The sequence below is a fragment of the Promicromonospora sp. NPDC060271 genome (genome assembly GCF_042726755.1).
Lineage (GTDB): Bacteria > Actinomycetota > Actinomycetes > Actinomycetales > Cellulomonadaceae > Promicromonospora.
This window is the reverse complement of the sequence record NZ_JBHXBG010000154.1, coordinates 1-12,606: the sequence shown is the minus strand read 5'-3', so window position 1 is coordinate 12,606 and position 12,606 is coordinate 1. Positions and strand designations below refer to the sequence as shown.

The window sequence follows — 12,606 nt, the reverse complement described above, 5'->3', positions numbered from 1 at the left end:
GGATCACACCCTCCGGTCGGCCGGACCGCCTGGCCGGCCGGCGTCGCGACCTACGCCGGGACCGTCGTCGAGATCTCGAAGTCGAAGTAGGTGTCGGGGAACGGCTCGTCCCGCAGGTTGTAGTGCCACCACTCGTTGTCGTAGCGGTCGAACCCGCTCTCCTCCATGACCGTGCAGAGCGTCTGCCGGTTCCTGGCCTCGAGCTCCGGCACGCCGGCGGCGCCGTGGTGCGAGACCGGGTCCATCAGGTCGTGGTCACCGCCCATGCTCGCGAGCTCACCGCTGTCGAGGTGGAAGAGCGTCAGGTCCACGGTGCTGCCCCGGGTGTGGCCGGACCGGGCCGCGACGTAACCCCGCGAGAACATCTCGTCGCGGGCGATGTTCGGGTAGTGGCGCTGCTTGGTCCGGCCGTCCTCCGGCTCCCGCGACCACTGCAGGAAACGGTCGACGGCACGCTGCGGCCGGTACCCGTCCCAGATCAGCAGCCCGAACCCGAGCGACCGGGCATGCTCCTGCGCGCGCTCGAGAGCCGCGCACAGGGCCTTGGTCCCGACTATCCGGTTCGCCAGGTAGCCGTCGACGGGCCTGCCGGTGAAGTTGTCCCAGGTCGCGTACTTGGCGTCCCAGCGGATGCCGGGGACGAGCTCGTCGACGAACGCGAAGTCGCCGTTCATCGCGCCGTCCGTCATCGTGCCGTCTGCAGCGCCAGCGGCACCAGGCGGTCGATCACCTCGGAGAGGGGCAGCCCGGCCGCGGCCATCATCCGGGGGTAGCGGCTGTACGACGTCAGGCCGGGCAGGGTGTTGACCTCGTTGAGGATCACCTGGCCGTCGTCGGTCAGGAACGTGTCGACGCGGGCCAGGCCCTTGCACCCCAGGGCGCGGTAGATCGCCTTGGCGGTCTCCTGGACGAGCGTGCGCTCCTCCTCGGTGATGTCGGCGGGGACGATGAAGGTCGAGTTCTCCGAGCCGGTCTCGGGCGACTTCTCCTGGTGGATCCGGAAGAATCCGTGCGAGAGGTCGACCCGGTCCACCTCGCCGGTGAACAGGTCGGGGTCGTTGCCGAGGACGGCGCAGCCGACCTCGCGACCGACCACGGCCCCCTCGATCAGGATCTTCGAGTCGTACTGGCGCGCCTCTGCCAGCGCGTCCGCCAGCTCTTCCGGGCCGGTGACCTTGCTGACGCCGAACGAGGAGCCGGAACGGGCGGGCTTCACGAAGACGGGGTAGGTGAGCTCGTCGGCGTCGACGGCCTCGTCACCCTGCACGATCTTGAGGTCCGGCGTCCGGATCCCCGCGGCCTGCACGACCGTGTAGGTGAGGGACTTGTCGATGCAGACGACGGAGGCCTGGACGTCGCAGCCGACGTAGGGGATGCCGGCGAGCTCCAGCATGCCCTGGACGGCGCCGTCCTCACCGAGCTGACCGTGGAGCACGGGGAAGACGACGTCGAGCCGGATCGTCTCGTACGCACCCTCCTCGAGCACGAGCAGACCGTGCACGCTGCGGTCGGGCGACAGCGTGACCGGACGCGAGCCGGCGTCCTCCCAGCCCTCCCCGGGACCGTCGCAGAGCCGCCAGTCGCCCTTTGTCGTGATGCCGATCCAGAACGGCTCGTACTTCTCGGTGTCGAGGCTCTTCGCGACCTCCCGCGCGGACTTCACGGAGATCGGGTGCTCCTCGGAGAGGCCGCCGAAGAGGATTCCGACATTGAGCTTGGACATGCAGTTTCTCGCTCTCGTAGTTTCAGGTCGTCGAGCAGGGCAAATACGAGCAGGTCAAATATCAGTGGTTCAGATACTTATGTGGTTCACGCAGTTGATCAGGCTGTTCTCGACGGTGTCCGCCAGCGCGTGATCCGTGAAGTACGCCGTGTGCGGCGTGATGACGACGTTCGGCAGCCCGTGCAGCCGCGCGAGCGCTCCGTCGTCGAGGGGCTTGTGCCGGCGGTCCGCGTAGAAGACCCCTTCCTCACCCTCGACGACGTCCAGGGCGGCACCACCCAGGTGCCCGCTCTCCAGCGCCTCGAGCAGAGCCTCGGTGTGCAGGAGCGGCCCCCGGCCGGTGTTGATGACGTAGGCGCCGGGCTTGAGCTGCGCGATGCGCCGCCGGTCGAGGAGGTGGTGCGTCGCCGCCGTCAGGGGCGTGTGCAGGGTGACGATGTCGCTCTCGCGGAACAGGTCGTCGAGGGGGACGTGGTCGTCCGAGGTCGCGGCGCGCGTGTCGTAGGCCAGGATGCGGCACCCGAAGCCGCGCAGGCGGTCGATGACCGCCGTGCCGATCCGTCCCGTCCCGACGACGCCGACGGTGAGGTCGCGCAGCTCCCGGCCGCGCGTCTCGCTCAGCCGGTAGTCATGGGCCTCGACGCGCAGCAGCACCGACTTCATCTGGCGCACGGCCATCAGCATGAGCATCAGCGTGTAGTCGGCGACGCTGTCGGGGGAGTAGGCGACGTTGCCCACCGTGATCCCGACACTCTGCGCGTACGACACGTCGATGTGGTTGTAGCCGACGCTCCGCGTGGAGATGTACTCGACCCCGACCTTGCTCAGTGCGAGCAGCGTCGGGTTGGTGATCTGCGTCTTGTGGCCGACGCTGACGCAGCTGTTGCCGAGGGCAAGGTCGGCGGTCTCCTCCGTCAGCGCGGCGTCGATGATCGTGGGCACCACGTCGAAGCGGGGCGCCATCGTCCGGAACAGGGCTGCCTCGTCTGCTCCGCAGCCGTAGACGGTGATGCCCGTCGTCGCGACGGTGGCCGAGCCGGACGCCCGTGATCGGGCGGCGGAGGTCATCGCCGGTGCGGGTCCGCTGGAGCTCGTTCGACCAGTCAAGAGAGCGTCGTGCGGGTAGGACGTATCGCTTTGTGCATACCCGGATGGTACCGGCCGTCCGGCTACCTGTGGACATCTCGCACCTTGCCGGGCCCTGCCGGGCCGCCACCAGGCAGGCCGTGCCGGAGCGGCCGTGCAAGCCGCGTACAAGGTTTCTGCAAGCCTGCCTGCCTACCTTGTCCAGTGGCGCTGAGAGTGCCCGGTATGACCACTTCTATGGAGGCTGGGATGTTGCGACGGTTCACTGCCGCACTGGTAGGCGCGGCGACCATCATGGCCGGTCTGGCGGCTCCCGCGATGGCGGTGACCGGGGGCGACCCGGTCCCGTCAGGGAGCGCGCCCTACCTGGTGAAGGTTCGGCTGGGCGAGGAGCGTGCGTGCTCCGGCGCTCTCGTGCGCCCGCAGTGGGTCCTGACGGCGGGCTCCTGCCTGGCCGCCGACGGCGGCGCCCTGACGACCGGGCAACCACCCGTCGCGGCCGAGGTGGTGGTCGGTGGCGCGCACGCCGGCGCCCCGGCGCGCACGCTCGACGTCGACCGGGTGGTGCCGCACCCCGACCGGGACGTGGCGCTGGTCCGGCTCGCGCTGCCCACCAGAGGGATCGCGCAGGCGGCGCTGACCTCGACGGCCCCGGTGGCCGGCGCGGCGTCGGTGCTGGCCGGCTTCGGCCGCACCGCCGACACCTGGGTGCCCGACGCGCCCGAGTACGCCACGGGCGTCGTCGGCGAGGTGGGCGCGGGGACCTTCGTGTGGACGGGTGCCGACGGCGCGGCCGGTGCGTGCCTCGGGGACGCCGGTGCGCCGGTGGCGAGCACCGGTGGTGGGCCGCTCGTCGGGCTCGTCGCCGGCTCGGACGGGGCGCGGTGCCTTGCCGAGGCGACGGAGCCCGCCGCGGCAACGACCGTGGTGCGCCTCGACGGGCTGGGTGGCTGGGTCGAGCGGAACGCCCCGGCCCTGAGCTCGCAGTTCGGCTGGGAGTACCGCAGCACGTCCGCGGGGATCGGCGGGTACGACCTCTCGTCGTCGGCCGACAAGGTCATCGCCTTCGACTACGCGCACAGCGGCCGGGCGGACCACCTCCTGATGTACCGGCCCGGCTCGAACCTCGTGCAGGTCGTGCGCCGCGACCCGGACGGGACGTACGTCCAGGTGTTCCGGAGCACGACCGGCCTGGGCGACTGGGCGCTCGACAACCCGGTGGACAGGATCATCGCGTTCGACTTCGAGGGCGACGGGAAGCTGGACGACCTGATGGTGTACCGCAGGGGCGTCGGCTCGGCCGAGGTGCGGAACCTCGCGGTGTACGGCCAGGACGCGTCGGGTCAGTTCGTCAAGAAGTACCAGAACGCGGCGGGGCTGGTGCGCAACGGGGACGATCCCCAGCTCGTCCCGGTGGACTTCGACGGTGACGGCCGGCTCGACGAGATCATGATGTACGACCCGAGCGTCGGTGGCACGGCGGCGGTGGTGGCCGGCCCGAGCTTCGGCTACCTCATGCCGCACACCACGTCGCTCGGCGGCTGGACCTTCGCCCCCGGCGACCGGGTGGTCCCGTTCGACCGGGAGCACGACGGCAAGAGCGACGACCTGTTCGTGTACCGGCCCGGAACGGCGAGCAAGTACGCGGTCCTCAGCCGGAACACGAGCGGCGGCTACTCCACGGTCGATGCGGCCACGTGGACATCGCTGGACAACGCCGCCGACCAGGTGGTCGCCATGGACTACGACCACGACGGACTGGACGACGACCTCGTGGCCTACCGTCCGGTCAGCGGCGGCCTCGGCCGCGTCAGCGCGATCACCTGGGACGCCGCCACCGACACCTACGCGCCGCTCACCGGCCCGCGCGACGGCGGCCTCGGCGGGTTCGACCTGACGAACAACGCAGACCGGCTCGTCCCGTTCGAGGGCCCGGGCACCGGATCGCGGACCCTCGTGCTCGGCTACCGGCCCGGCGCGAAGAGCGCCTGGGCGATCAAGCGGCTCGACCGCGGCGAGAGCCAGTACGAGATCACGCACGAGAGCAACGCCGGCGTGGCGGGGTTCGACCTCTCCAACGCCGCCGACAAGGCCATCGCCTACGACTTCGACCACACGGGACGGGCGGACCACGTGCTCCTGTACCGGCCCGGCGGGCGGCTCGTCGTCATCGCCGAGCGCCGGGCGGACGGCACGTACGCGGAGGTCCACCGTGGCACGGGCATCGGCGACTGGCCGCTCGACAACGCGGTGGACAAGATGGTCGCGTTCGACTTCGAGGGTGACGGCAAGCTGGACGACCTGCTGGTGTACCGGCCGGGCGTCGGCTCGACGACCGTGCGGAACGTCGCGGTGTACAGCCGCGACGCGTCGGGCCAGTTCGTGAAGAAGTACCAGAACTCCTGGGGCGTGGTCCTCAACGGGGACGACCCCCAGCTCGTCCCGGTGGACTACGACGGTGACGGCCGGCTCGACGAGATCATGCAGTACGACCCGAGCGCCGGCGGCACGGCGGCCGTCGTGGCCGGCCCCACCTTCGGCTACGTGATGCCGCACACCACATCGCTGGGCGGCTGGACGTTCGCGGCGGGCGACCGGATCACGCCGTTCGACGCCGACCACGACGGCAAGCCGAACGACCTGCTCGTGTACCGGCCGGGCACGGCCAAGCAGTACTCGGTCGTCAGCCGCGACACGACGTCCGCCTACACCGAACAGTCCGAGGGCACGTGGCCCGCCCTGGCCAGCGCGACGAGCCGGGTGGTCGCCACCGCGTACGACGACGACGGGAGGCTGGACGACCTGGTCGCCTACGCCCCGGGCACGACGATGTCGGCGATCCGGACGGCCACCGCCACCGGCTTCACGACGATCCGCCCCGACCAGGCGGGGGGCCTCGGGGGTTACTCCCTGCGGAGCGCGCAGGACCAGCTCGTCAGCGTCGCCGCGGCGGGCGGCGGCAAGGCGCACCTGTTCGGGTACCGCCCGGCCCAGAAGCTGGCGGTGGTCCTGGACCGTACCCGCAAGCCGGACGCCGCGGTCACCGTGGCGCGGCCGGCGGGGGTCACGTCGCTGGTGGAGCGGTTCGCGTATCCGGACGCGGCGCGGATCGGCGCGCAGCTCGGCGTCGAGCTCATCTCGGGCGACGGGAACATCACCGTCGACGTCGAGTGCGCGACGGTGCAGGACGAGGAGGGCGTTGGGGCGATGAGGGTCCGGTACACGGTCGAGTCGGGTGGGGCTCGCACGCTCTGCCTCGTGGTCCGTGGTGACTCCGGCCGGATCGACCTGCGGGTGCAGAACGTGTTCTCCATCCGTGGCGACGGCTACGAGGAGGGTGCTGGGCACGACTACACGGCGGTCGTCGACACGCGGTCCGGCGAACCGGTGGTGATCACCGGTGAATCCGACACCTACACGCCGGTCGGTATCGGGGCGGATCCCGGATCCGAGCAGACGGTCCTGCTGCAGATCAAGGTCTGACGCCGCCTACGGAAGGCCAGACAGCTCCTGCGCCGAGGGGTGACCGCTCCTCCTCGGCGCAGGCCCCACCGGTGAAGTCACGTGGACGAGAAAGGTCCGACAGTGAGAAGCATCTCCGTTCGAAGGCCGTGGCGCGGGCTCCCGAGGCGTGGCGTGCGCGGCGCTCTGGTGGCCGTGGTGGTGACCGGCCTGGTCGTTCCTGGTGTGGTGCCGCAGGCCGAGACGGCCCAGGCAACCGAGTCACAGCAGGAGTGTTCGAGGGCCGGCGTGCTCGCGGCGCGCGACGCCGGCGGACCCCAGGTGAGGGCCGCGGCCGAGGCAGCCCTGCTGGGTGGTGAGGCTGAGGTGTGCGCGTTCGTCCACGACCAGTGGAGCGTGCGTGAGCTCGCGGACCGGGACATTCTCGCGACCCAGATGTTCGCGAGCGGCGGGCCGACGATGCGGGCCACACTGACCCCGCTCCTGGACGCCGAGGATCCGGAGGCCCTGCGTGGTTTCCTCACGGACGGCTGGAACGACCCGTGGCTGGCCGACCAGGAGATCCGGATCACTCAGCTGGCCGCCCTCGGCGGCCCTCAGGTTCAGGCTGCCGCCCGTTCCGCCTTGGATGCCGGCACGCCGGAGGCCCTGGAGCAGTTCCTCGAGGGCGGCTGGGCGACGGCCCAGGAGGCGGACGTCGAGATCCGCGTCAACCAGGCGTTCGCCGCCGGGGGGCCGCGGGTGAAGGAGGCCGCTGCCGCGGCACTCGACACCGGTCGGCAAGAGGCGCTGGTGCGGTTCCTGGACATCGAGTGGGGGGTGGCGGCAGCCAGGGACCACGAACAGGCGAGCATCACGGACCTCCTCCATGCGGCCGAGGCCGCGGGCAGCCAGGCGCAGGCGGCGATGAATGCCGCGACCGACGAGGCGGACAGGGCCGAGAAAGAGGCGGCACTGGCGAAGGGCGCCGCGGCGACGGCCAGGGCTGAGGCGCAAGCGGCGGGAAGCGACCGGCGGCGGGCGGAGGTCGCCGCGAGCAAGGCGGCTCAGGCGGCCCGGAGCGCTGCCAACGCCGCAGGTGCCGCGGTCGGCGCGGCCAACGACGCCGCGGCGGCAGCGCGCACCGCGGCGAACGCTGCCGTCCGGGTCGCGATGGCGGCAGCAGTGGCCGAACAGAGGGCTGCCGAGGCATATCGCGCCGCCGCGCAGGCTCGGGTCGACCGGAACGCGGCGGCCAGTGCCAGTGCGCGAGCGGCCGGAGCGCGCGCCGCGGCCACGCAGGTCGAGAAGGCCAGCACGGCCATGAAGCTGGCGATCGGAGCACTGCACGAGGTAGACAGTGCTATTCGCGCCGCGCAGTCCGCGGTCGGCCACTCGAACGATGCCTCGGCCGCGGCGCAGGCGGCGGCGGAGGCCGCTTCTGCCGCCGGTGCTGACGCGGCAACGGTGTACGCGGCGGCCGAGCGCGCACGCGCCGCGGCGTTGCGTGCGCAGCGGGCGGCAGAGGAGGCCGTTGCCTTCGCCAGGTACGCCCGGGAGCAGGCGATCGTCGCCCGCGACGCGGCGGCGTCCGCGGTGACCCACGCGCGCAACGCGGCCGCGGCAGCGGAAGACGCCGCGAACCATGCCGGCGAGGCCGTGGACGCCGCACGCCTCGCCCGGGAGCACGCGCAAGCGGCGTCCCAGGCCGCGCAGGCCGCTCGGCTGAGCGCTCAGCAGGCCCAGGAGATCAACATGGAGGCACGGCGTCAGGACCGGTCCCGCCTTGCCCGCGAACGTGAGCAGATGATCGAGTCCGCCCGCGACGTCGCTCGGATCGTCCAGGAAGCGCAGGGGGCAGATGCGCCGACTTCGAACACGCCGTGGACGCAACAGCGGCCGCCGTCGGTCCAGGCCGCGCTGGACGTCGCGACCGACCCGGGCACCCCTCGGGAGATCGCGGTCGCGCGGGCACGTGAAGCCGCGCTGGGACTGGTCGACTCGGGCGGGTCGTGGACGCGCGAGGCGGCGCGGGCGGCTCTGGTCGGCCATGACGAGGAGGTGCTTGCCTTCGCTCGTGGCGGGTTGCGTTCGGCCGAGGGCATGGACGACCGGACAACACTCGCCGGTCTGGCGACCAGCGGCTCGGAGGCGATGCGGACCGCCGTCGCGGCCGTGTTCGACGGTACGGACGCCGACGTCGCAGCGTTCCTCGAGAACCCGGACTATCCGGAACGACGCGAGGAGGACGAGCTCGAGACCACACGGGTGCTCGCCGCTGCACGTGAGGCGAACGACGCGCACACGGTCGACGCCGCGACCACAGCCCTGGACGACGGTTCCGCCCCTGCGCTGCGCAGGTTCCTCGAGACGGGGCAGTACGCGGCACGGGAGGCCGACAACGAGATCAAGGTGACCCAGATCTTCCAGGACGCACCCGAGGGGAGCGAGCTTCGGATCAACGCGGAGATCGCGCTCGAAGGGCCACCGGCCTTTCGGCAGCAGTTCCTCCAGGTGGGTCGCCACGACGCCGCCGCGCGGGACCGGCGGACCGCCGCTCACGTGGAGACGATCAGTTCCCTGGTGCTCCAGGTCGCCGAGGTAGCGGCACGGGCGACGGAGAACGAGAAGCGTGCCTGGGAAGAGGCCGCTCGAGCCGCCGGAGCTGCCCAGGACGCCGTGGACCATGCGAACGCGGCCATCGCTGCCGCGGCCGAGGCGGGCCTGCATGCCGAGGCGGCGAACGCCGCGGCAGCCCGGGCGACCCGCTCGGCGGAGGACGCGAAGCGGTCGGCGAACACCGCGCAGGCCGCGGCCGCCGAGGCGAGGGGATCGGCGGAGTCCGCGGCCCGGTCGGCCACCTGGGCGGCCGTGTCTCATGGCAGAGCGATCGAGTCTGCCCAGGAGGCGACGGACAGCGCGACCCGGGCATGGCGTGACGCGGTCGCGGCGGGACAGAGCGCGACCGAAGCCGCGCGGCACGCCCAGGGTGCGTATGAGGTCGCTTACGACCGGATGGTCGAAGACGTCCTCGAGGATGCTGATCAGCGCATCCAGCTGGACATGCTCAGCGCAGGGGGATGCCGCATCCCGGGTGGATACGACGAGGAGTGCGTGGACGAGGTCTGGGAATGGGCCGTGAACCTGATCCAGGCGGATTTCAACCCGGCCGCACAGGTCTACATCAATGCTGACCTGTGCACGTCCGTGTTCGGCGAAGGGCTCGCCGCTGACAGATGCCTCGCGAACACAACGAGACCAAACTTCCTCAGCCAGCAAAAGCTGGACATGAAGCTGGATTTCCTCTGGTCGAGCATACATATCATGGAGCCCTGGGCACTCTTCTTGCTGGATCTGCAGCTGAGGTATTTTCCCGATGGGCTGTGCGGGAAGTCCGAGGCGTGCAGCACCGTGATCGAAGAGATCACGGGTCTGGCAACCGACGAGTGGATGCCCGACATCTACTCGGAGGAGTACTGGGAAAGCTGGAATGCCGCCTGGAAAGAGTACTGGAAGGCTCCGAGCCTCCAGGGTCTCGCCCAGGAGAACGCCAGGCTGATCGAGATGTACCGAGCGAATGCCTGCCTGAACGCAGGCGGGAGCGGCGCTACGTCGCCCCACCAGTGCGTCGAGCAGCGCATCCGCGACGCCCTCGCTGACCTCGCTTGGTCGCCGCCGAGCTTCGATATCGGCGGGCGAACGGTCCGGATGCCAGAAGGTCTGATGGTGCGCGTGATGAGCCGCCAGACGTGGGAGTACTTTGGTGTCGAGCCCACTGACGTACGGAGATACTTCGCACCCACTGATACCGTCGCGGACCTCGATCGATATCTGACCGAGATCGTGCGGCACAACGAGGCCGGGATACGTGAATACCTGGAGGGTCGCAGTCGGATCTCGGAATTCATTCACGAGATCGACGGATTCGTCTACGTGATAGCCCTGAACCGCGACGGGACGATCGCGCAGTTCTACCGTCAGTGACGACCGGACGTCGCCTGGCCCGTGCGGCGGGCACAGGAGACGTCCGGCCATCCGTAGGCTGCTTCCTGTGGACACCCCACCCCGAGCCCGGCTAGCCTTCCGCCCATGACGTCGCACCTGATCAGCCAGGACTGGTGGCCCGCCGACTAGGCGAGCCGCGACGCATCCACACACGTCAACGACCGCCTCGCCCCGAGGCGGTCGTTCGTGTTTCCACGAAGCCGCGGACCGGGGCGGGCACCCCGAACCGAGAGGCCCAGCATGTCCGACAGCTTCAGCCCCGCCACCACCGACCGCCACCCCCTCCTCGGCCGGGTCCTGGCCTCCGACGGCACGCTCCCGTTCGCGCTGCTACGCCGCGAGGGCAGCCTGGAGGTCGAGGTGCTGGTCGGCGACGTGGTCGACGTCGACCTCCTGGGCGACATCCCGCTCGACGGCGCGCCCGTGCTCGCGGTCGTCCCCTTCCGCCAGGCGGTCGAGCGCGGCTTCACCGTGCACGACGACGGCGCCCCGCTGCGCTGCCTCGTCGTCCGCGAGTCGGAGCGGGTCTCCGTGGCCGACACGATCGCCGTCCTCCCACCCGAGCCCGTGGCTGCCGAGCCGCTCGGCTTCGACATCCCCGACGACGAGTACGCGGGCATCGTGCGCCGCGTCATCGACGACGAGATCGGGCAGGGCGCCGGCGCCAACTTCGTCGTGATGCGCCGCTTCGAGGCGCACACCGACTCGGCCCCGGTTCCCGCGCTGACGTCGTGGTTCCGTGCGCTGCTGACGCACGAGGTCGGCTCGTACTGGACCTTCGCGGTGCACGCCCCGGCGTCCGACGGCGAGGCGCTGTCCCTGGCGGGGGCCACGCCCGAGCGGCACCTGACCCTGCACGACGGCGTCGCCCGGATGAACCCGATCAGCGGCACCTACCGCCACCCCGCGACGGGTCCCACGCGCGACGGCGTCCTTGCGTTCCTGCGCGACACCAAGGAGAACGAGGAGCTCTTCATGGTGGTCGACGAGGAGATGAAGATGATGAGCGCGCTCTGCCCGGACGGTGGGCGCATCGTCGGCCCCTACCTCAAGCAGATGGCCCGCCTCAGCCACACCGAGTACCTGCTGGAGGGCCGGACCGACCTCGACCCCCGCGAGGCGCTGCGGCAGACGATGTTCGCGCCGACGGTCACCGGGTCGCCCATGGAGAACGCCTGCACGGTGATCACCCGCCACGAGACCCGCCCGCGTGGCTACTACTCGGGGTTCCTCGCCCTGTTCGAGCCGGAGGTAGCCGAGCCCGGCTCCGCTGATCCTTCGGCGGACGGCGCCGCGGGCTACTCGCTCGACGCCCCGATCCTCATCCGCACCGCCTATCTGCACGACGGCGGCCGGGTGTCCGTCCCGGCGGGAGCGACCCTCGTGCGCCACTCGGTCCCGGAGCACGAGGTCGCGGAGACGCGGGCCAAGGCGTCCGGCGTGCTGAGCTCGCTCGGGCTCGTGCCGCGCGGGGCCGGGCCCGACGTCGCCGTCGACCTGAACGCGCAGCCCGGCGTCGCCGAGGCGCTGGCCGCCCGCAACAGCCAGCTCGCCGAGTTCTGGGTGCGTCCGCAGGACCCCGCCCGCACCGCCACGGAGACGGCCCTGACCGGCCCGAGCGTCCTGATCGTCGACCACGAGGACCAGTTCACGACGATGCTCGCGCACCAGCTACGGCACCTCGGCATGAACACCCGCATGGTCCGGTGGGACGCCGACTACGACGTCCTCGCGGACGATCTCCTGGTGCTCGGCCCCGGGCCCGGCGACCCGCGCGATCACGAGGACCCACGCATCGCCTCCATCGCACGGCGCATCCACGAGCGGGTCGCCGCGGGCCTGCCGCTGCTCGCGGTCTGCCTCAGCCACCAGGTCCTCGCGGGCCTCGCCGGCTTCCCGGTCCGCGCGCTCCCCGCACCGCGCCAGGGCGTGCGGCTCGACGCCGACGTGTTCGGCAGCACGGCCGCCGTCGGCTACTACAACACCTTCGGCGCGCACGTCACCACCACCAGCGCCGCCGACGACGGCCCGGTGCCCCGGCTCGCCCTCGAGCCGTCCTTCGACGCGGACGGAGTGCTCACCGCGCTGCGCGGTCCGCGGGTCGCCTCGGTCCAGGGCCACCTGGAGTCGGTGCTGTCGTCCGACGGTCTCACGGTCCTCGACGCCCTCACCCGACACGTCCTGGGTGTCCCGGCGGAGCCGACCGCGGCGCGGTGAGGGCTGGGGTTGCGGATGCTACGGCGTGTTCCGGAGGGCCGGAGGCGGCTGATCCCAGCTGACTGACTCGGCGTACCGGGTACCGCCAGTCAGCGCGCTGGTCGGACCACGGATCTGACTCGGCGTACCCGGTA

The 12,606-nt window shown here is 71.2% G+C and carries 6 protein-coding genes; 3 read left to right on the top strand and 3 right to left on the bottom strand.

Annotated features, from left to right (window positions below; genetic code table 11):
* Positions 1-50: 50 nt before the first annotated feature.
* The 3 genes from vanX to ACFWE2_RS20120 all read right to left on the bottom strand — a co-directional run bounded on the left by vanX (position 51) and on the right by ACFWE2_RS20120 (position 2,791).
* Complete coding sequence (gene vanX / locus ACFWE2_RS20130) at positions 51-674, bottom strand: D-Ala-D-Ala dipeptidase VanX (protein ID WP_377225985.1); 624 nt, start codon at positions 672-674, stop codon at positions 51-53.
* An 11-nt stretch (positions 675-685) separates the two neighbouring features.
* Positions 686-1,723, bottom strand: coding sequence for a D-alanine--(R)-lactate ligase (gene vanA / locus ACFWE2_RS20125; RefSeq protein ID WP_377225984.1), 1,038 nt, complete (start codon positions 1,721-1,723; stop codon positions 686-688).
* A 69-nt stretch (positions 1,724-1,792) separates the two neighbouring features.
* Positions 1,793-2,791, bottom strand: coding sequence for a D-isomer specific 2-hydroxyacid dehydrogenase family protein (locus ACFWE2_RS20120; RefSeq protein ID WP_377225983.1), 999 nt, complete (start codon positions 2,789-2,791; stop codon positions 1,793-1,795).
* A gap of 267 nt (positions 2,792-3,058) precedes the next feature.
* On the opposite strand from ACFWE2_RS20120, the gene ACFWE2_RS20115 reads away from it, so the two are divergent.
* From ACFWE2_RS20115 to ACFWE2_RS20105, 3 genes are all read left to right on the top strand, one after another.
* Positions 3,059-6,292: a S1 family peptidase gene (locus ACFWE2_RS20115; RefSeq protein ID WP_377225982.1), complete on the top strand. Its 3,234-nt coding sequence runs from the start codon at positions 3,059-3,061 to the stop codon at positions 6,290-6,292.
* 153 nt (positions 6,293-6,445) lie between these two features.
* Positions 6,446-10,234 carry a hypothetical protein gene (locus tag ACFWE2_RS20110; protein WP_377225981.1) on the top strand — a complete coding sequence of 1,263 codons (3,789 nt, stop codon included), beginning with the start codon at positions 6,446-6,448 and terminating at the stop codon, positions 10,232-10,234.
* A gap of 261 nt (positions 10,235-10,495) precedes the next feature.
* Entirely contained in the window at positions 10,496-12,472 is a 1,977-nt protein-coding gene (locus ACFWE2_RS20105) for an anthranilate synthase family protein (RefSeq protein WP_377225980.1), read from the top strand.
* Positions 12,473-12,606 lie beyond the last annotated feature (134 nt).

Excerpts from the sequence above, each read along its gene's own strand:
- vanX (WP_377225985.1), bottom strand. The coding sequence starts at position 674 with ATGAACGGCGACTTCGCGTTCGTCGACGAGCTCGTCCCCGGCATCCGC.
- vanA (WP_377225984.1), bottom strand. The coding sequence starts at position 1,723 with ATGTCCAAGCTCAATGTCGGAATCCTCTTCGGCGGCCTCTCCGAGGAG.
- ACFWE2_RS20120 (WP_377225983.1), bottom strand. The coding sequence starts at position 2,791 with ATGACCTCCGCCGCCCGATCACGGGCGTCCGGCTCGGCCACCGTCGCG.
- ACFWE2_RS20115 (WP_377225982.1), top strand. The coding sequence starts at position 3,059 with ATGTTGCGACGGTTCACTGCCGCACTGGTAGGCGCGGCGACCATCATG.
- ACFWE2_RS20105 (WP_377225980.1), top strand. The coding sequence starts at position 10,496 with ATGTCCGACAGCTTCAGCCCCGCCACCACCGACCGCCACCCCCTCCTC.